Annotated in this window: 20 protein-coding genes; 18 read left to right on the top strand and 2 right to left on the bottom strand. The window is 54.8% G+C overall.

Features of this window, described 5'->3' with window-relative positions; genetic code table 11:
- The first annotated feature begins 30 nt into the window (after positions 1 to 30).
- The gene (locus IMQ33_RS18265; RefSeq protein WP_074029474.1) at positions 31 to 1,182 is read left to right on the top strand and encodes a 3-phenylpropionate MFS transporter; all 1,152 of its coding nucleotides are present in this window, start codon (positions 31 to 33) and stop codon (positions 1,180 to 1,182) included.
- On the opposite strand, the gene csiE is transcribed toward IMQ33_RS18265, so the two are convergent.
- Positions 1,179 to 2,444, bottom strand: a complete 1,266-nt coding sequence (gene csiE, locus IMQ33_RS18270) for a stationary phase inducible protein CsiE (protein WP_196062070.1) — start codon at positions 2,442 to 2,444, stop codon at positions 1,179 to 1,181. The genes IMQ33_RS18265 and csiE overlap by 4 nt on opposite strands.
- A gap of 181 nt (positions 2,445 to 2,625) precedes the next feature.
- Here csiE and IMQ33_RS18275 point away from each other — a divergent pair, with 181 nt between their 5' ends.
- Positions 2,626 to 3,258, top strand: coding sequence for a DUF1007 family protein (locus IMQ33_RS18275; protein ID WP_370572216.1), 633 nt, complete (start codon positions 2,626 to 2,628; stop codon positions 3,256 to 3,258).
- Entirely contained in the window at positions 3,249 to 4,271 is a 1,023-nt protein-coding gene (locus IMQ33_RS18280; RefSeq protein WP_196062069.1) for a nickel/cobalt transporter, read from the top strand. The genes IMQ33_RS18275 and IMQ33_RS18280 overlap by 10 nt, the downstream gene beginning before the upstream one ends.
- A 51-nt stretch (positions 4,272 to 4,322) precedes the next feature.
- Here IMQ33_RS18280 and suhB read toward each other — a convergent pair whose 3' ends face one another.
- Positions 4,323 to 5,126 (bottom strand): inositol-1-monophosphatase, encoded by an 804-nt coding sequence (gene suhB, locus IMQ33_RS18285; RefSeq protein ID WP_021178863.1) that lies wholly within the window; start codon positions 5,124 to 5,126, stop codon positions 4,323 to 4,325.
- 117 nt (positions 5,127 to 5,243) lie between these two features.
- Between suhB and trmJ the strand changes: the two genes are divergently transcribed.
- The 15 genes from trmJ to rodZ all read left to right on the top strand — a co-directional run bounded on the left by trmJ (position 5,244) and on the right by rodZ (position 18,010).
- Positions 5,244 to 5,978 carry a tRNA (cytosine(32)/uridine(32)-2'-O)-methyltransferase TrmJ gene (gene trmJ, locus IMQ33_RS18290; RefSeq protein ID WP_065686611.1) on the top strand — a complete coding sequence of 245 codons (735 nt, stop codon included), beginning with the start codon at positions 5,244 to 5,246 and terminating at the stop codon, positions 5,976 to 5,978.
- 194 nt (positions 5,979 to 6,172) lie between these two features.
- The gene (gene iscR, locus IMQ33_RS18295; protein ID WP_021178861.1) at positions 6,173 to 6,667 is read left to right on the top strand and encodes a Fe-S cluster assembly transcriptional regulator IscR; all 495 of its coding nucleotides are present in this window, start codon (positions 6,173 to 6,175) and stop codon (positions 6,665 to 6,667) included.
- A 55-nt stretch (positions 6,668 to 6,722) separates the two neighbouring features.
- Positions 6,723 to 7,937 (top strand): IscS subfamily cysteine desulfurase, encoded by a 1,215-nt coding sequence (locus IMQ33_RS18300; protein WP_024529352.1) that lies wholly within the window; start codon positions 6,723 to 6,725, stop codon positions 7,935 to 7,937.
- Between the two features lie 24 nt (positions 7,938 to 7,961).
- Positions 7,962 to 8,348: a Fe-S cluster assembly scaffold IscU gene (iscU, locus tag IMQ33_RS18305; protein ID WP_004952090.1), complete on the top strand. Its 387-nt coding sequence runs from the start codon at positions 7,962 to 7,964 to the stop codon at positions 8,346 to 8,348.
- Between the two features lie 52 nt (positions 8,349 to 8,400).
- The gene (gene iscA, locus IMQ33_RS18310; RefSeq protein WP_021178859.1) at positions 8,401 to 8,724 is read left to right on the top strand and encodes an iron-sulfur cluster assembly protein IscA; all 324 of its coding nucleotides are present in this window, start codon (positions 8,401 to 8,403) and stop codon (positions 8,722 to 8,724) included.
- 68 nt (positions 8,725 to 8,792) lie between these two features.
- On the top strand, positions 8,793 to 9,314 hold the full coding sequence (hscB, locus tag IMQ33_RS18315) for a co-chaperone HscB (RefSeq protein ID WP_024529351.1): 522 nt from the start codon (positions 8,793 to 8,795) through the stop codon (positions 9,312 to 9,314).
- A gap of 34 nt (positions 9,315 to 9,348) precedes the next feature.
- Positions 9,349 to 11,199 carry a Fe-S protein assembly chaperone HscA gene (gene hscA, locus IMQ33_RS18320; RefSeq protein ID WP_098930059.1) on the top strand — a complete coding sequence of 617 codons (1,851 nt, stop codon included), beginning with the start codon at positions 9,349 to 9,351 and terminating at the stop codon, positions 11,197 to 11,199.
- A 2-nt stretch (positions 11,200 to 11,201) separates the two neighbouring features.
- Positions 11,202 to 11,537 (top strand): ISC system 2Fe-2S type ferredoxin, encoded by a 336-nt coding sequence (fdx, locus tag IMQ33_RS18325; protein ID WP_021178856.1) that lies wholly within the window; start codon positions 11,202 to 11,204, stop codon positions 11,535 to 11,537.
- A 9-nt stretch (positions 11,538 to 11,546) separates the two neighbouring features.
- Positions 11,547 to 11,747 (top strand): Fe-S cluster assembly protein IscX, encoded by a 201-nt coding sequence (gene iscX / locus IMQ33_RS18330; protein WP_021178855.1) that lies wholly within the window; start codon positions 11,547 to 11,549, stop codon positions 11,745 to 11,747.
- A 242-nt stretch (positions 11,748 to 11,989) separates the two neighbouring features.
- On the top strand, positions 11,990 to 13,285 hold the full coding sequence (gene pepB / locus IMQ33_RS18335; protein WP_065686609.1) for an aminopeptidase PepB: 1,296 nt from the start codon (positions 11,990 to 11,992) through the stop codon (positions 13,283 to 13,285).
- A gap of 67 nt (positions 13,286 to 13,352) precedes the next feature.
- Positions 13,353 to 14,189 carry an enhanced serine sensitivity protein SseB gene (gene sseB, locus IMQ33_RS18340; protein ID WP_065686608.1) on the top strand — a complete coding sequence of 279 codons (837 nt, stop codon included), beginning with the start codon at positions 13,353 to 13,355 and terminating at the stop codon, positions 14,187 to 14,189.
- A gap of 180 nt (positions 14,190 to 14,369) precedes the next feature.
- The gene (ndk, locus tag IMQ33_RS18345; protein ID WP_196062068.1) at positions 14,370 to 14,795 is read left to right on the top strand and encodes a nucleoside-diphosphate kinase; all 426 of its coding nucleotides are present in this window, start codon (positions 14,370 to 14,372) and stop codon (positions 14,793 to 14,795) included.
- A 209-nt stretch (positions 14,796 to 15,004) separates the two neighbouring features.
- Positions 15,005 to 16,192, top strand: a complete 1,188-nt coding sequence (locus IMQ33_RS18350; RefSeq protein WP_024484240.1) for a bifunctional tRNA (adenosine(37)-C2)-methyltransferase TrmG/ribosomal RNA large subunit methyltransferase RlmN — start codon at positions 15,005 to 15,007, stop codon at positions 16,190 to 16,192.
- Positions 16,193 to 16,290: 98 nt separating this feature from the next.
- Positions 16,291 to 17,040: a type IV pilus biogenesis/stability protein PilW gene (gene pilW / locus IMQ33_RS18355; RefSeq protein ID WP_065686607.1), complete on the top strand. Its 750-nt coding sequence runs from the start codon at positions 16,291 to 16,293 to the stop codon at positions 17,038 to 17,040.
- Entirely contained in the window at positions 17,030 to 18,010 is a 981-nt protein-coding gene (gene rodZ, locus IMQ33_RS18360) for a cytoskeleton protein RodZ (protein WP_065686606.1), read from the top strand. Before pilW ends, rodZ begins: the two co-directional genes overlap by 11 nt.
- Positions 18,011 to 18,040 lie beyond the last annotated feature (30 nt).

Below are 18,040 nucleotides of genomic sequence, written 5' to 3' on the forward strand. Positions count from 1 at the left end.
TCAAAGTATTGCCCTCATCCTGGAGGGAACATGGTTCTGCAATCAACGCGTTGGCTCGCTCTCAGTTATTTCACGTACTTCTTTTCCTATGGCATCTATCTACCGTTTTGGAGCGTTTGGTTAAAAGGTGAGGGCATACCGCCTGAAACCATCGGTATCTTGCTCGGCGCTGGCCTGGTAGCGCGTTTCCTAGGTAGCTTGCTGATTGCTCCTCGCGTTAAAGATCCCTCATATTTAATCACCGCGTTGCGTTTGTTGGCATTGCTCTCCCTGGCGTTTGCCGTCGGCTTCTGTTTCGGTAATGGCTGGGCCTGGCTGATGCTGGTGATCGCCGGTTTTAACCTGTTCTTCTCCCCGTTGGTTCCGCTGACCGATGCGTTGGCTGCCACCTGGCAACGGCAGATCACTCTGGACTATGGCCGGGTGCGGCTGTGGGGATCGCTGGCCTTTGTGATCGGTTCGGCGTTAACCGGTAAGCTGGTGTCCGTTTGGGGCCATAATGCGATATTGATCAGCCTGTTGGTCAGCATTTTGGCGATGCTGGTGGGCATGTTGCTGAAACCGAGCGTGCTGCCACAAGGTGAGGCTCGGGCGCAGAATGAACCCAGCCGTTCCTGGCGTGAACTGCTCAGCGAAGGACCTGTCTGGCGTTTTCTGCTGTGTGTGACGCTGTTGCAAGGGGCACATGCCGGTTATTACAGCTTTGCCTCCATCTATTGGGAAGAGGCGGGTTACTCTGCGGCAACTATTGGCTACCTGTGGTCTTTGGGCGTGGTCGCCGAAGTGGTTATCTTTGCCAGCAGCAATTTCCTGTTCCGCCGCTGGAACGCGCGTAATCTGCTGTTACTTTCCGCCGTATGTGGCCTGCTGCGTTGGGGCTTGATGGCAACCACGACAGAAATCGGCTGGCTGTTGCTGGTGCAGGTGCTGCACTGTGGTACCTTCACGGTCTGCCATCTGGCGGCAATGCGCTTTATTGCGGCGCGTCAGGGGGCGGAAGTGATCCGTCTGCAGGCGGTTTATTCGGCGCTGGCGATGGGCGGTGGAATTGCCGTTATGACCGTGGTGGCGGGCTTCCTGTTCGAGCACTATCAGGGCGGAGTGTTCTGGGTGATGGTAGCGGTGGTGGTGCCAGCGTTGTTTATTCGCCCACCGGCGGTGGCGGTTAGCAATAGCCGTTAATGGCTTTCCAGCAGCGCACGGATCGCCTTGCGCTGCTGACGCTCCAGCGGCAGTTCGGTAATAATCAGTGTGGGTGGTTGCTCCTGGCTCGGTGTGGCGTAGGGGCTAATCACCAGCGTAATCCCTTGTGGTGCACCAGCAAGCAGGTAGTCGTGCAATGGCTGATATTTGATGTTCAATGGCAATAGCGTCAGTTCGCGGATCTGATATTCCACTTCTTCTTCCAACTGCGGGTTATCCAGCGTCAGCAACAGTATCTGCTTTTCATGCAGCGCGTTGCCCTGCATCAACCAGGCACCAAAGCTGATCGCCACTAGCCCTGCTTCTTCCCGCGAAAATTGAATCTCATATTCCTGTTCAAACGGCGCTAATGCCTCCTGCGTGGTGCGCATCAGACGGGGATATTTACGGACTACCTCTTCCAGTAGCGTATTGTCGATACCGATAGCAAACCGGCAGCGTTCCACGGCAGGGGCCAAATGGGCAAACAGCTGGCTGATTAACCCCTCCTGGCTGCTGAAATGCATGCCGGAGATCTGCTGGAAGCGTTCCACCACCTGTCCAATGGCCGCCATCAGGCGTTGGTCCTCTGGCGAATCGCTGCTCTGGTAACTGTGACTTTTCAGCAGGGTAAACATCAACGCCAGGAAGTCGCATTCTCTACTATCACCGGGCTGGCCAAATAGCTGATTCAGCGCTTGATGCAGTTCCGCTGCCGCCAGGTGCTCTGGCTTGCTTTGCAGCCACTCATGCTGGCGGCGATCAAATTGAGGATGGCGCTGATGCTGGCTAGCCCAGACGCAATAACCGAGATAGTGTTGCAAAAACAGTCGGTCACGCTGCTCAAAACGGCGGTTAAGGCGCTGTTCACATTGGTTGATGCACAATTCCAGTGCCGGAAGCTGTTGGTGCTGAAGTTGCATCGCCCGCTGAAACTGAGGACCAAAGTGTTGTTCGACAAACTCAGGGCTGCAACGCAAGGCTCGCCGTAGCCATTGGAGCAGACACAAGCGAAGATCCAGCTCGCTGCCCTGGATCTGGTAGCCTTCGTGGGGATCGCCGCTGATTTCCAGATGATGGAAATGCTGGATCTCACTGGCAACCTCGGCTATATCTTGCCGGGTAATGAGCAGGTCTACGCCGTTGATTTGGCCGATTGTCTCAAGTTGTACCGAGGGTACTGGCGCATACAGCATCAGCAGTAAATGACAGCGCCGTTGTTGACCTGAAAACTCAGGCGCAGAAGAAGTCTCCAGGCTCATATCACCTTCTGGCAGGTCGTGTTTAAATTATGTTTAAGCATAGCAAAAGGCTCTGCGGGGGCGTGGCTGTTACCCCTGCTTTTACTTCGGCTTACTACTTTCGTCACAGTTATTCGGCTTGTTAACGCCGATTGAGGTTTTGTTGATGTTATATTATAACAATAAAAAGTATGCTTGGAGGATGAAACTCCGCGCCCTGGTGGCCTGCTTGGTAATGATGATCAGCATGGGGGCACTGGCCCACCCACACAGTTTTATCGATATGAACACCACCTTTGTGGCTAAGGATCAGAAGCTGACCGGTTTAAAAATGGTTTGGGTAATGGATGAGATCACCTCGGCGGATCTGCTGTATGACGCAGAAAATGCCAACAGCGATTCAGAAGTCTGGAAAAAACTGGCGGCGGAAGTGATGGCTAACGTCCTCGGGCAGCACTATTTCACCGATATTTACCGCGCAGGCAAACCGGTGAAATACCTCAACCTGCCAACCGAATACCATCTATCCCGGCAGGGCCATAAAGCCGTGCTGGAATTTGTGTTGCCGCTGGCGGAGCCGCAGCCGTTGGTGGGGAAACCCTTTGAGATTGCCACCTACGATCCCACCTATTTTGTGGACATGACCTATCAGGATCAAAAGGCGTTGCATCTGCCGCCAGAAATGGCAAAGCAGTGCAAATTCAGCCTGATGACACCAAAGCCCGATTCGTCATTACAAGCCTACGCATTGTCTCTCGATAAGAACGACTCGCCCGGTGAAGATATGGCATTAGGGCAACAGTTTGCCCAGCGGGTGACGTTAACATGTCAGTAAACCTCAGCCAGATCAGCAAACCTCAGCGCCATTGGGCCTTCAGCCTGTGGCCGTTGTTGCTGTTCTTCATTCTACTGGCGGCGGTGGCTCAGTGGGTTTGGCATTACTGGCCGCAGCTGTTGATGCAAAGCGTGGTGTGGCAGAAAGGGCTACATCAGGAAATGGCGGCCTTGCTGCAACAGGTCAAGGCGGCTCCCCAGCAAGCGGGAGTGGCGCTGATGCTGTTCAGTTTAGGTTATGGTGTGTTGCATGCCCTGGGGCCGGGCCACGGTAAAGTGGTGATCGCCACCTATCTGGCTACCCACCCGGCACGGTTGAAAAGCAGCCTGAAGCTGACGTTTGCCGCCTCCGTGGTCCAGGGATTGGTCGCGATCGCCCTGGTCACGCTAGTGCTGGTGGTGCTGCAACTTTCTTCCCGGCAGTTGCATCAAAGTAGTTTCTGGCTGGAGAAGGGCAGTTTTATTCTGGTGATCCTGCTCGGTGTCTTGCTCAGTTGGCGGGCGTTAAAGCGCTTGTTTATGGCGGTGAAAGCCATGCGGCCTCGGCCTGCGCTGCGCATCAACAGCTTGCAGCCTCTGCCTGCCGATCATGTACATAGCGCGAATTGTGGTTGTGGCCACCGGCATTTGCCGAGCGATGAGGAACTGAAAGCTGGCAATGATTGGCGTACCAAAACGGCGATTGTGCTGGCAATGGGGCTTCGGCCTTGCTCCGGGGCAATCTTGGTCTTGCTGTTTTCCAAGGTGATCGGCGTTTTTACCTGGGGTGTGTTGTCGGCACTGGCCATGGCACTGGGTACCTCGATCACGATTTCCGGGTTGGCGCTGTTGGTGCATTACAGCCGTAAGCTGGCGATACGCATCAGCCGTCAGCGCGCACCGGCGGCCTGGAGTGCGGTTGCTTGGGGGGCGTTGGCGTTAGCCGGAGGTTTAATTCTGCTGTTTGCCGGTGTGCTGCTGTACGTCAGCGCTCAGCCGGAATTTGGTGGCGGGATACGGCCTTTTGCCCGTTGATGACATAAAAAAAGCGCTGCAAATGCAGCGCCTTGATTTTCATCTGAGTTATTAACGCTTCAGCGCTTCGCTCAGTTCTTCACGCATGTTGGAAAGCAATGCTTTCACCACACGCGGGTTACCGGCAACCACGTTGCCAGAGCTGAAGTGGTTATGCCCGCCAACAAAGTCGGTGACCAAGCCACCAGACTCACGTACCAGCAGTTCGCCAGCAGCAAAGTCCCAAGGCTTCAGACCAATCTCAAAGAAACCATCAACGCGGCCAGCGGCAACGTAGGCCAGATCCAGCGCGGCGGAACCGGTACGACGGAAATCGGCACATTGGGTGAACAGTTTGCCCAGCACGTTGATGTAAGCCGGTGCATGTTGTTTGACTTTGAACGGGAAGCCGGTCGCCAGGATGGTGCCATCCAGATCTTTGGCATTGGTACCGCGCAGACGGTAACCGTTGAGCTGTGCGCCCTGGCCACGGGTGGCGGTGAACAGTTCGTTGCGCATTGGATCATAAACCACGGCCACTTCGGTACGGCCTTTAATGCGTACGGCGATGGAAACGGAGAAGTGTGGAAGACGTTTGATGAAGTTGGCGGTGCCATCCAGTGGATCAATCACCCATTGTACATCCTGATCTTCACCGGTTAACTCACCGCACTCTTCACCAATAACGGTGTGTTTCGGGTAAGATTTACGGATGATTTCGATGATCAGACGCTCAGCCTCGCGATCGACGTTAGTGACAAAGTCGTTAGAACCTTTTTGTGTCGCTTCTACAGCGTCTGGAGTCTCGTAATTTTTGGCAATCAGGTTGCCAGCCTTGCGCGCAGCGCGCACGGCGATAGTCAGCATCGGATGCATGGGTATCTTCCACAGGATGTTAAAGAACAGGAAACGGCGCGAAGTATAGCAGGTGTTCGGCAAAATACCTACGACTGTGTTAGGATGCTACGATTTTCCGCAACGCTCAGAGTTTGTATGCTGCACAATATCCGCATTGTTCTGGTTGAAACCTCTCATACTGGCAACATGGGCTCTACTGCCCGTGCCATGAAAACCATGGGGTTAACCAACCTTTATCTGGTCAATCCGCTGGTGAAACCCGATTCCCAGGCGATCGCCCTGGCCGCAGGTGCCAGCGATGTGATTGGCAACGCCACGATTGTCGATACCTTTGATGAAGCCATTGCGGGTTGCCGCTTGGTGGTGGGCACTAGCGCTCGTTCGCGCACCCTCCCATGGCCGATGCTGGAACCTCGCGAATGTGGCGTGCGCGCGGTACAGGAAGGCGAGCAGGGGCCGGTCGCGTTGGTCTTTGGCCGTGAACGCGTTGGGCTAACCAATGACGAATTACAGAAATGCCATTATCATGTCGCCATTCCTGCCAACCCGGATTACAGCTCGCTGAATCTGGCCATGGCGGTGCAAATTCTGGCGTATGAGGTTCGCGTTGCCTTCCTCGATCGCCAGCAGGAAGAGACCACTCCGGTGGAAGAGTCGCCGTATCCTCTGGTGGATGATATTGAACGCTTCTATCAGCATCTGGAGCAGACTTTGGTGCGCACCGGCTTTATCCGCGCCGCCCATCCAGGGCAGGTGATGAACCGTTTACGCCGCCTGTTTGCCCGAGCACGCCCGGAAGCGCAGGAGCTGAATATCTTGCGTGGTATGCTGACCTCGATCGAGAAACAGGATAAACAGCAAGGTAATTAATTTTGCTATCACCCGCAGTTACGCAAGATAGTATTGCTTATCTGCAGGTTATAAGGTGTATTTTATATGCATCGGATAGCAAAGCGCACAAAAAGCACGAATACTTGAGTAAATTAGTAGGTTAAATAGTTGACTGATTTACTCGGGAATGTCAGAATTTGGCCCATGTTTGACCAACAGGTAACCAATTAGCTATGAGACTGACATCCAAAGGCCGTTATGCAGTAACTGCCATGCTCGACGTGGCATTACACTCCCAGGAAGGGCCGGTACCACTGGCGGATATTTCCGAACGCCAAGGTATCTCGCTCTCTTATCTGGAACAACTGTTTTCCCGTCTGCGTAAGAATGGCCTGGTGGCCAGCGTGCGTGGGCCAGGCGGTGGTTACCTGTTGGGCAAAGACGCGGACGCTATCGCCGTAGGTGCGGTGATTTCCGCAGTCGACGAATCAGTAGACGCAACCCGTTGCCAGGGTAAAGAAGGCTGCCAGGGGGGCGATCGTTGCCTGACCCATACCCTGTGGCGCGATCTGAGCGAGCGCATCAGCGGGTTCTTGAACAATATTACGCTGGCCGAACTGGTGAACAACCAGGAAGTGCTGGACGTGGCAGACCGTCAAAATAGTGATACGCGCCGCACGGCCAACGGTCGTCTGCAAGAAACGATCAACGTTAATCTGCGCGCATAAGCAGCTGACGACTAATTTATTGGTTTTTGGAAGTGATGTACGGAGTACAAGAGCAATGAAATTACCGATTTATCTGGACTACTCGGCCACGACCCCCGTCGACCCGCGTGTTGCCGAGAAGATGATGCAGTTTTTGACCCTGGACGGCACTTTCGGTAACCCGGCCTCCCGTTCCCACCGTTTCGGCTGGCAGGCGGAAGAGGCGGTTGATATCGCCCGCAACCAAATCGCTGAGCTGGTTGGCGCGGACCCGCGTGAGATCGTGTTCACCTCTGGGGCTACCGAATCCGATAACCTGGCGATCAAAGGTGCTGCCAACTTCTATCAGAAGAAGGGCAAGCACATCATCACCAGTAAAACCGAACATAAAGCCGTGCTGGATACCTGCCGCCAACTTGAGCGCGAAGGTTTTGAAGTCACCTATCTGGCACCGCAGAGCAACGGGATCATCGATCTCCAGGTTCTCGAAGCCGCGATGCGTGAAGACACTATCCTGGTTTCCATCATGCACGTGAATAACGAAATTGGCGTGGTGCAGGACATCGCCGCCATCGGCGAAATGTGCCGGGCGCGTGGCATCATCTATCACGTCGATGCGACCCAGAGCGTAGGTAAACTGCCTATCGATCTGAGCAAGCTGAAAGTGGATCTGATGTCCTTCTCCGGCCACAAGATTTATGGCCCGAAAGGTATTGGTGCCCTGTATGTGCAGCGTAAGCCGCGCATCCGCATCGAAGCCCAGATCCACGGCGGTGGCCATGAGCGCGGTATGCGTTCCGGTACCCTGCCAGTGCATCAGATCGTTGCTATGGGCGAAGCCTATCGTATCGCCAAAGAAGAAATGGCCAGCGAAATGGCACGCCTGCGCATCCTGCGCGATCGTCTGTGGGACGGCGTGAAAGATATGGAAGAAGTGTATCTGAACGGCGATCTGCAACACGGTGCACCGAACATTCTCAACGTCAGCTTCAACTATGTTGAAGGTGAGTCGCTGATCATGGCGTTGAAAGACTTGGCGGTTTCTTCAGGTTCTGCCTGTACTTCTGCCAGCCTTGAACCCTCCTATGTGCTGCGTGCACTGGGTATGAGTGATGAGTTAGCGCACAGCTCGATCCGTTTCTCCCTGGGGCGTTTTACCACGGAAGAAGAGATCGATTACACCATTTCGTTGGTGCGTAAATCCATTGGCCGTCTGCGCGATCTCTCCCCACTGTGGGACATGTTCAAACAGGGCGTGGATATCAACAGCATCGAATGGGCACATCATTAATTCTCAGCATCCAGGAGCAACGTCATGGCTTACAGCGAAAAAGTAATCGATCATTATGAAAACCCGCGTAACGTAGGGTCGTTTGATAACGAAGATCCTACCGTCGGTAGCGGTATGGTAGGGGCACCAGCCTGTGGCGACGTGATGAAGCTGCAGATCAAGGTCAACAACGAAGGCATTATTGAAGATGCCCGTTTCAAAACCTACGGCTGCGGTTCCGCTATCGCTTCCAGTTCGCTGGTGACCGAATGGATGAAAGGCAAGTCTCTTGATCAGGCCGAAGCGATCAAAAATACCCAGATCGCCGAAGAACTGGAGTTACCTCCGGTTAAAATTCACTGCTCAATTCTGGCCGAAGACGCCATTAAAGCAGCGATCGCCGACTACAAGAGCAAGCACAGCGCCAAGTAGTTATTATTGAGTCAGTTAGCCCGCCTTGCGGGCTAAGATTGAAGAGGTTGTTATGTCGATTACCATGAGCGACAGCGCCGCGCAGCGGGTTCAGGCATTTTTGGACCACCGTGGCAAAGGTCTCGGCCTGCGTCTGGGCGTGCGAACTTCCGGCTGTTCCGGAATGGCGTATGTGCTCGAATTTGTTGATGAAACGAACGACGATGATATCGTTTTTGAAGACAAAGGCGTCAAGGTGATCATTGACGGCAAGAGCCTGGTCTATCTGGACGGTACCGAGCTTGATTTCGTCAAGGAAGGTCTGAACGAAGGCTTCAAGTTCAACAACCCGAACGTCTCAAGCGAGTGCGGCTGCGGCGAAAGCTTTAACGTCTGACAGTCCATCGTGCTCCCCCGTGAACCACGGGGGAACCTCAATCATCACGATAACGCCCCGAGCACGCTATGGATTACTTTACTTTATTCGGGTTGCCGGTCCGCTACAGCGTAGACGGCAGCTTGCTTACCTCACGCTATCAAGATTTGCAGCGCCAATTCCACCCCGATCGTCATGCCCTCCAACCGGAGCGTGAACGCCTGATGGCGTTACAGCAGGCGGCGACCATCAATGAAGCCTATCAGTCGCTGAAGCACCCGTTAAAACGTGCCGAGTATATGTTATCTTTGCACGGCTTTGATTTGGGCAACGAGCAACATACTCTGCGCGACACCGCGTTCCTGATGGAGCAGTTGGAGCTGCGTGAAGAGCTTGATGCCATTGAACGCTCGCCGGATGCGCAAAACGCACTGGCTGCCTTCGCCACGCGCCTGAACAAGACCTTCAAGCAGCGTAGTGCGCAGATGGTGCAGGAGCTGGATGATCAGCAGTGGTCACAGGCTGCCGATACCGTGCGCAAGCTACGCTTTTTGGACAAGCTCCAGCAACAGATTGAACAACTCGAAGAAAAATTGCTGGGTTTTGAGTAATAGATTCTTGATCTTGATTTTGGAAGCTCTGTAAATGGCCTTATTACAAATTAGTGAGCCTGGCCTCACGGCTGCGCCGCATCAGCGCCGCTTGGCTGCCGGTATTGATCTGGGGACCACCAACTCGCTGGTGGCTACGGTGCGTAGCGGCCAAGCCGAGACGCTGGCTGACCTTGAAGGGCGCTATCTGCTGCCTTCCGTGGTGCATTATCAGGCCACCGAACATCAGGTTGGCTGGAGTGCTCGTGCACAGGCGGCACAAGATCCGGTCAATACGGTCAGCTCTGTCAAACGCATGATGGGCCGCTCTTTGGCGGACGTGCAACAACGCTATCCAAACCTGCCGTATCAGTTCCAGGCCAGCGACAACGGCTTGCCAATGATCGTGACCGCCGCAGGCCTGGTTAACCCGGTTGGCGTATCTGCCGATATCCTCAGGGCACTGGCTACCCGCGCTAAAGCGGCGCTGGAAGGTGAACTTGATGGGGTAGTGATCACCGTTCCTGCCTACTTTGATGACGCTCAACGCCAAGGCACCAAAGACGCTGCGCGTCTGGCTGGCCTGCACGTGCTGCGCCTGTTGAACGAACCGACTGCCGCGGCTATCGCCTACGGGTTGGATTCGGGTCAGGAAGGGGTGATCGCTGTTTACGATCTGGGCGGCGGCACCTTTGATATTTCCATTTTGCGCCTCAGCCGTGGCGTGTTCGAAGTGCTGGCTACCGGCGGTGATTCCGCATTGGGTGGCGATGACTTCGATCATCTGCTGGCGGACTGGCTGCGTGAACAGGCCGGCATTAGCGATCGCAGCGATCATGGTGTGCAACGTCAATTGCTGGATGCCGCGATTGCGGTCAAAATCGCCCTGAGCGATGCGCAGAGCACCACGGTCGATATCGCTGGTTGGCAAGGGGAAGTGACCCGCGAACAGTTCGAAACGCTGATTGCTACGCTGGTGAAACGTACCCTGATGGCCTGCCGCCGCGCGCTGAAAGATGCCGCCGTCAGTGCCGAAGAGGTGCTGGAAGTGGTGATGGTGGGCGGCTCAACCCGAGTGCCATTGGTACGCGAACAGGTGGGCGAGTTCTTTGGCCGCACGCCGCTGACGTCGATCGATCCGGACAAGGTGGTGGCGATCGGTGCTGCTATTCAGGCGGATATCCTGGTGGGTAACAAACCAGATAGCGAAATGCTGCTGCTGGACGTGATCCCACTTTCGCTTGGTCTGGAAACCATGGGTGGCCTGGTTGAGAAGGTGATCCCGCGTAACACCACCATTCCGGTGGCGCGTGCGCAGGAGTTTACCACCTTTAAAGACGGCCAGAGCGCGATGATGATCCACGTGCTGCAAGGCGAGCGTGAACTGGTGCAAGATTGCCGTTCGCTGGCACGCTTTACGCTGCGTGGCTTGCCGCCGTTACCTGCCGGTGGGGCACATATTCGTGTGACCTTCCAGGTGGATGCCGATGGCCTGCTGAGCGTGACGGCGATGGAGAAATCCACCGGCGTCGAAGCCTCTATTCAGGTTAAGCCTTCGTATGGCCTGTCCGATGCCGAGATTGCCGGCATGTTGAAGGACTCGATGGCCAATGCGCAAAGCGATGTCGGTGCTCGCAAGCTGGCGGAGCAACGGGTAGAAGCTTCCCGCGTGCTGGAAAGCCTGCAAGGTGCACTGGCGAGCGATGCTGCTCTGCTGAGTGACGAAGAAAGCCTGGCTATCAATAACGCGGTAGCCGAGCTCCAGCAAGTGATGCAAGGCTCCGATCCTGCAGCGATCGAAGCTGCAATAAAAATAGTCGATGCAACAACCCAAGATTTTGCCGCGCGCCGCATGGATGCCTCCATTCGCCGTGCGCTGGCTGGCCATTCTGTGGATGAGGTTTAACCATGCCGAAAATTGTTTTCCTGCCCCATCAAGATCTATGCCCAGAGGGGGCAGTACTGGAAGCGGAAGTTGGGGAAACCATCCTCGATGTCGCACTGCGTAACGGTATTGAAATTGAACATGCCTGTGAGAAATCCTGCGCCTGTACCACCTGCCACTGCATCGTGCGTGAAGGGTTTGATTCCCTTGCCGAAAGCAGCGAGCTGGAAGATGACATGCTGGACAAAGCCTGGGGGCTGGAGCCGGAAAGCCGCTTGAGCTGCCAGGCCCGCGTCACTGAAGACGACCTGGTAGTCGAAATGCCGCGTTACACTGTTAACCACGCGCGCGAGCACTAGGAGATAAGAATGGGACTGAAGTGGACAGACAGCCGCGAAATCGGCGAAGCCCTGTACGACGCCTATCCAGATACCGATCCTAAAACCGTGCGTTTCACCGACATGCACCAGTGGATTTGCGATCTGGAAGAGTTTGACGACGAACCGCAGGCTTCCAATGAAAAAATACTGGAAGCGATCCTGCTGGTCTGGTTAGATGAAGCAGAGTAAATAGCGAAATGGGCTGCCAAAGGCAGCCCGTTTATTTTGTATCCGACATACCCGTCGTCTTTCAAGCTGCAGCGTTGTTAGCTGCGCTATCTCACCCCAGCCACTTACCAAAAGTAAGCTCCTGAGGCTGAGATAGCTTGTCGCCTGGCTGCAACTTGAAATCCATAGGGTATACAATAAAAATCCCCAATGAATTTCGCTTGATAGAGTGAAGAATGAAGGGGGGAATCCGGAGTAAGGCTATGACAACCGAAATCATGCAGATCACGCTATCCCAGCAACCCGCCGATGCGCGCTGGGGTGAAAAGGCGCTGCTGAGCACCAATGACCAAGGCATTACCATCCATCTGACCGCAACCGGCAAACTGGGCCTGATCCAGCGCGCGGCACGCAGGATCGATGGCCAGGGCATCAAGAAAGTGAAACTGGCCGGGGAAGGCTGGGACCTGGAAAACAGCTGGGCGTTTTGGCAGGGCTTTCGCGGGCCGAAAGGGCAGCGTAGCGTTGAATGGGCTGAGCTGCCGGCAGCGGAAAGCCAAGAGCTGCAACAGCGCCTGAAGATTGTCGATTGGGTGCGTGACACCATCAATATGCCAGCGGAAGAGCTGGGGCCAGAGCAACTGGCAACCCGCGCGGTTGATCTGATGTGTGCTGTTGGTTGCGATGCTGTCAGCTACCGTATCACCAAAGGTGAAGATCTGCGTGAGCAGAACTACGCCGGTATTCATACCGTTGGCCGGGGTTCCGATCGTTCCCCGGTGCTGCTGGCGCTGGACTTTAACCCGACGGGCAACCCGGATGCACCGGTATTTGCCTGCCTGGTAGGTAAAGGTATCACCTTCGACAGCGGTGGCTACAGCCTCAAGCAGAGCGCGTTTATGGACTCGATGAAGTCCGACATGGGCGGTGCGGCTACCATCACTGGCGCATTGGCATTAGCGGTGGCACGCGGCTTGCAGCAGCGTGTCAAACTGTACCTGTGCTGTGCGGACAATATGGTCAGCGGTAACGCCTTTAAACTGGGCGACATTATTCGCTACCGCAATGGCAAGACGGTTGAAGTGATGAATACCGATGCGGAAGGGCGTCTGGTGTTGGCCGATGGCCTGATCGATGCCAGCGCACAAAACCCGCAGTTGATCATCGACTGTGCGACCTTGACCGGCGCGGCCAAAACGGCGGTAGGTAATGATTACCACGCGCTGTTCAGCTTTGACGATGCGTTGGCGCAAGAGCTGTTAGCCAGTGCGGACGAAGAGCATGAGCCATTCTGGCGTCTGCCACTGGCGGAATTCCACCGCAGCCAGTTACCGTCAAACTTTGCTGAACTGAACAACGTTGCGGGCCCGGCTTACACCGCTGGTGCCAGTACCGCAGCGGCCTTCCTGTCGCACTTTGTGCAGAATTATCAACAGGGTTGGCTGCATATCGACTGTTCTGCCACCTATCGCAAAGGTGCCGTGGATCAGTGGTCAGCAGGTGCAACCGGTCTGGGCGTGCGTACGCTGGCCAACCTGTTGCTGAGCAAAGCCAAGTAAGTTTAACATTACGTTTTTCCGTAGGGGCCCAGCATGCTGGGCCCTTAATACATTGGAGGAGTCGGCAATGAGTTCCCACCATCATGATGATGACGCCGTTTCAGGCGAAAACGAGCTTGAGCGCCTGCTGAGGCTGGCGGCCTCGGAGCCAGCGCACCGCCCTGCATTTTTCCGCGAACTGTTGGATTCAACGGTCTACATTCTGGGTGACAGCGAGCAGGTGCCGCACGACGGTGAAATTACGCTGAATGCCGAGACGCCGGTGAACATTCAGCACTGGGAAAAGCAGGATGGCAGCAGCGTGGTGCCTTTCTTCACCTCGTTGGAGGCGCTGCAAAAAGCGGTGGAGGATGAGCAACCCTTTATCGCCATGCCCGCTCGAGTGCTGTTTGAAATCACCCAAGGTGCCGAACTGTTCCTGAACCCGAAAGGCACCCACGGCAAAGAATTCTTGCCAGCAGAGATCGCGATGCTGTTGGCTACCGGTGGCGTAGTGAAACCGGCAGAGCGCTATATCGATACCGAAACTCAGCTACTGCTAGGGCAGCCTGAAGAGTATCCGGCGGCGATGGTGGATGCGCTGACGACCTTGTTCAGCCAGCGGAAACCGGTACGCCGCGCTTTCCTGGCGTTGATGCACGATCGCGCCGTAGACGAGAAGCCGAACCTGTTAGTGGGTCTGGAAGTGGATGGCGATCCGGCAGAGATTGAAGCCCTGATCAGCGAAGCCGGTATGGTGGCCAGCGAAACCGCGCCGAACGATGAGCCAGTTGATTTTTGCCTGGTGGAAGAGAATGCGCGGGGCGTGAGCCATTATCTGATCACCCATACCCAGGCCTTCTATCAGCGTCGCTGGGGCAGTTGGCTGCGCAATATGATCCCATCGACCGATAAAACACAGTAAGCCGACCGACCAGGATCCAATTTGTCGCTGACTATCGAGGATTAAGATAATTTTTTTTTAATGAAATGTTGATTTTCCCGTAGGCAAGCGTTAACAGCGCACATATAATCTGCGCCACTTGAAAGGCCGGCACCTCACCTTATCGCCCGGCCTGTTTTGGAAGACATAATAGAGGCCATCATGACCGTAGAACGTACCTTTTCCATCATTAAACCAAACGCAGTAGCTAACAATGACATCGGCGCTATCTATGCTCGTTTCGAGCGCGCGGGTTTCAAAATCATCGCATCTAAAATGTTGCGTCTGACTCGCGAACAGGCCGAAGGCTTCTACGCTGAGCACAAAGGTCGTCCTTTCTTCGACGGTCTGGTGGAGTTCATGACCTCTGGCCCAATCGTAGTTCAGATTCTGGAAGCCGAAAACGCCGTACAGCGTAACCGTGACATCATGGGCGCAACCAACCCGGACAACGCATTGGCCGGCACCCTGCGTGCTGACTATGCAGACAGCTTCACTGCCAACGCCGTTCACGGCTCAGACGCAGTAGAATCTGCCCAGCGTGAAATCGCCTATTTCTTTAACGAAAGCGAAATCTGCCCACGCTAATTGTGGGTGTTTTCTGCTGAAACCGACTATTTACCGGCAGATACAATAAAAATGCCGTGAAAGCCGTTCAGACGTAGAAACCCGCTACTAAAATTTGTACAATGCCGCGCCCCAGGGAAGCTATCTTGCCTGGGGCGTGTCTTTTGATGACACACTTACTTTCCACTCCTTCAAGCCATAACGTGTAATAACGAGGCTAAGAGATCATTATGTTAGAACCCATCGCGCCCGAGCATACCTTGTCTGAAAATAATTCCCTGACCGTGCAAACGGAACAACCGGCTACGGCCAAAATCAACCTGCTGGATTTGAACCGTCAGCAATTGCGCGAATTCTTCGCCAATATGGGTGAAAAACCTTTCCGCGCCGATCAGGTGATGAAGTGGATGTATCACTATTGCTGCGATGATTTTGAGCAGATGACCGACATCAACAAGGTGCTGCGCAATAAATTACAGCGCGTAGCGGAAATCCGTGCGCCGGAAGTCGCAGAAGAGCAGCGTTCGGCCGATGGCACCATCAAGTGGGCCATCAAGGTGGGCGATCAACAGGTCGAAACCGTCTACATCCCAGATGGCGATCGCGCCACCCTGTGCGTGTCTTCACAGGTAGGCTGTGCACTGGAGTGCAAATTCTGTTCCACGGCTCAGCAGGGCTTTAACCGCAACCTGCGCGTCTCGGAAATCATCGGCCAGGTTTGGCGTGCTGCTAAAATCCTGGGGGCCATCAAAGTCACTGGCCAACGTCCTATCACCAACGTGGTGATGATGGGTATGGGCGAGCCGTTGCTAAACCTGACCAACGTGGTGCCAGCGATGGAAATCATGCTGGATGACTTTGGTTTTGGTCTGTCCAAGCGCCGCGTTACCTTGTCTACCTCCGGTGTCGTACCCGCTCTGGACAAATTGGGCGATATGATCGATGTGGCCCTGGCTATTTCGCTGCATGCGCCTAACGACAAGATCCGCGACGAGATCGTGCCGATCAACCGCAAGTACAATATTGAAACCTTCCTGGCAGCGGTACGCCGTTATCTGGAAAAATCCAATGCCAATCAAGGGCGGGTCACGGTTGAGTACGTGATGCTGGATCATATCAACGACAGCACCGACGATGCGCACCAACTGGCGGAAGTGCTGAAAGATACGCCGTGCAAGATCAACCTGATCCCATGGAACCCGTTCCCTGGCGCACCTTATGGCCGCAGCTCCAACAGCCGCGTAGACCGTTTCTCCAAGGTGTTGATGGAATACGGCTTTACGACTATTGTTCGTAAAACCCGTGGCGATGACATCGATGCTGCCTGTGGGCAGTTGGCGGGAGAGGTGATCGATCGTACCAAGCGCACCCTGAAAAAGAAAATGGCCGGGGAACCTATCAACGTACGAGCGGTCTGAATCCTATAGCATGATTTTTTTGTTATCTAACAGCCTGTTATGTGAGCAGCAATCCTTCAGGCGATCGGGTAACATCGGATAAGGAAATGAGTGCAAGCATGAAGCTGAAACTGTGGGGTGTAATATTGGCGGCCAGTTTGCTGGCGGGCTGCTCCAGCTCGCAACCCGATAACGACGGGCCAGCGGTGGCAGCAGGCCAGACCCGGTTACAACTGGGCCTGGAGTATCTGAACCAGGGCGATCTACCGGCTGCCAGGCAGAATCTGCAAAAAGCGGTCGATGCGGCCCCACAGGATTATCGTACCCAATTGGGCATGGCACTCTACAATCAGCGGATTGGCGATAACGCCGCCGCTGAACAGCGTTATCAGCAAGCGCTTAAACTTGCACCGGGTAACGGTACCGTATTGAATAATTACGGTGCGTTTCTCTGTAGTTTAGGGCAGTATGTACCGGCCCAACAGCAGTTTAGCGCTGCGGCACTGGCGCCAGAATATGGCCAGGTTGCCGACAGTCTGGAAAACGCAGGTTACTGTTTCCTCAAGGCCGGTCAAAATGATGAAGCTCGTAAGTTATTAACGCGAGCGCTGAAGATCGATCCGGACAAGGGGGCTCCGCTGCTAGTGGAAGCAGAAAAGCAATTTGGAGAAGGGAAGCGCGCGCAGTCGCAACTTTTATTGGACAGTTATCAACATGTTCTGCCGGCGAGTGCCGACAGTCTATGGTTACAGATTCGTTTCGCCGCGTTAGCGGGCCGTCAGGATAGCGTTCAACGCTATGGCAAACAGCTAGCGCGAAGTTTTCCACAATCCAAACAGTACCAGCAGTTCTTAGCTAATGAATACTGAAGATTCCCAAGATAAAACCGTATCTATGACAACAGGTCAACGCCTGCGCCAGGCTCGTGAACAACTCGGGCTGAGTCAACAGGCCGTGGCTGAACGCCTGTGCCTAAAAATGTCTACCGTGCGCGACATTGAAGACGACAATATGTCTGCCGATCTGGCTTCAACGTTCGTGCGTGGTTATATCCGTTCCTATGCCAAGCTGGTGCATTTGCCAGAAGATGAACTGTTGCCGATGATGGAAAAACAGGCACCAGTGAGAGCGGCCAAGGTGGCTCAGATGCAGAGCTTCTCTTTGGGTAAGCGCCGTAAAAAGCGTGATGGCTGGCTGATGAGTTTTACCTGGCTGATTGTGTTTGTGGTCGTGGGTTTGACCGGTGCCTGGTGGTGGCAGAATCACAAGGCTCAGCAGGAAGAGATCGCCACCATGGCGGATCAATCTTCCGCACAGTTGTCTCAGCATGGTGAAGGCCAGCCCGTGCCATTGACCGACGGTAACGTGGATAATGGTGCATCGGCAGTTGTTCCAGACAACAGCCCTGCGCCGTCAACCAATAGTGCTGCTACGACTCAACAGGTCCCGGCCGTGCTTGATCCTCAGGCGGCTCAACAGCCTGCTGTGGTAGCACCAAGCCAGGCTACTATCCCGGATGCGACATCGACCGCGCCAGTCGCTCAGGCTCAGTTGCCTACCGGTGCTGCTGGCGTCAGTGCTTCGGAGGCTGATGCCAACGGGCTGGTGATGGATTTTTCCGGCGACTGCTGGGTACAAGTGGTTGACGCGACTGGGAAATCCTTGGTCAGCGGCATCCAGAAAAGCGGTTCCCGGCTGAATCTGGCTGGCAAGGCGCCGTTTAAACTGACCCTTGGCGCACCGGCTTCGGTACAGGTCCAATTCCAGGGTAAACCGGTCGATTTAAGCCGGTTTGTCAAGTCAAACCGTGTTGCTCGTCTGACCGTTGCCGCGCAGTAATTGCGCGGCTATTGTCGTTATGTCTGAGCA

The organism is Serratia sp. Res13-Sevr-LER1-36-b (assembly GCF_015673035.1).
GTDB lineage: Bacteria > Pseudomonadota > Gammaproteobacteria > Enterobacterales > Enterobacteriaceae > Chania > Chania fonticola_C.

Excerpts from the sequence above, each read along its gene's own strand:
- IMQ33_RS18265 (WP_074029474.1), top strand. The coding sequence starts at position 31 with ATGGTTCTGCAATCAACGCGTTGGCTCGCTCTCAGTTATTTCACGTAC.
- csiE (WP_196062070.1), bottom strand. The coding sequence starts at position 2,444 with ATGAGCCTGGAGACTTCTTCTGCGCCTGAGTTTTCAGGTCAACAACGG.
- IMQ33_RS18275 (WP_370572216.1), top strand. The coding sequence starts at position 2,626 with ATGAAACTCCGCGCCCTGGTGGCCTGCTTGGTAATGATGATCAGCATG.
- IMQ33_RS18280 (WP_196062069.1), top strand. The coding sequence starts at position 3,249 with ATGTCAGTAAACCTCAGCCAGATCAGCAAACCTCAGCGCCATTGGGCC.
- suhB (WP_021178863.1), bottom strand. The coding sequence starts at position 5,126 with ATGCATCCGATGCTGACTATCGCCGTGCGCGCTGCGCGCAAGGCTGGC.
- trmJ (WP_065686611.1), top strand. The coding sequence starts at position 5,244 with ATGCTGCACAATATCCGCATTGTTCTGGTTGAAACCTCTCATACTGGC.
- iscR (WP_021178861.1), top strand. The coding sequence starts at position 6,173 with ATGAGACTGACATCCAAAGGCCGTTATGCAGTAACTGCCATGCTCGAC.
- IMQ33_RS18300 (WP_024529352.1), top strand. The coding sequence starts at position 6,723 with ATGAAATTACCGATTTATCTGGACTACTCGGCCACGACCCCCGTCGAC.
- iscU (WP_004952090.1), top strand. The coding sequence starts at position 7,962 with ATGGCTTACAGCGAAAAAGTAATCGATCATTATGAAAACCCGCGTAAC.
- iscA (WP_021178859.1), top strand. The coding sequence starts at position 8,401 with ATGTCGATTACCATGAGCGACAGCGCCGCGCAGCGGGTTCAGGCATTT.
- hscB (WP_024529351.1), top strand. The coding sequence starts at position 8,793 with ATGGATTACTTTACTTTATTCGGGTTGCCGGTCCGCTACAGCGTAGAC.
- hscA (WP_098930059.1), top strand. The coding sequence starts at position 9,349 with ATGGCCTTATTACAAATTAGTGAGCCTGGCCTCACGGCTGCGCCGCAT.
- fdx (WP_021178856.1), top strand. The coding sequence starts at position 11,202 with ATGCCGAAAATTGTTTTCCTGCCCCATCAAGATCTATGCCCAGAGGGG.
- iscX (WP_021178855.1), top strand. The coding sequence starts at position 11,547 with ATGGGACTGAAGTGGACAGACAGCCGCGAAATCGGCGAAGCCCTGTAC.
- pepB (WP_065686609.1), top strand. The coding sequence starts at position 11,990 with ATGACAACCGAAATCATGCAGATCACGCTATCCCAGCAACCCGCCGAT.
- sseB (WP_065686608.1), top strand. The coding sequence starts at position 13,353 with ATGAGTTCCCACCATCATGATGATGACGCCGTTTCAGGCGAAAACGAG.
- ndk (WP_196062068.1), top strand. The coding sequence starts at position 14,370 with ATGACCGTAGAACGTACCTTTTCCATCATTAAACCAAACGCAGTAGCT.
- IMQ33_RS18350 (WP_024484240.1), top strand. The coding sequence starts at position 15,005 with ATGTTAGAACCCATCGCGCCCGAGCATACCTTGTCTGAAAATAATTCC.
- pilW (WP_065686607.1), top strand. The coding sequence starts at position 16,291 with ATGAAGCTGAAACTGTGGGGTGTAATATTGGCGGCCAGTTTGCTGGCG.
- rodZ (WP_065686606.1), top strand. The coding sequence starts at position 17,030 with ATGAATACTGAAGATTCCCAAGATAAAACCGTATCTATGACAACAGGT.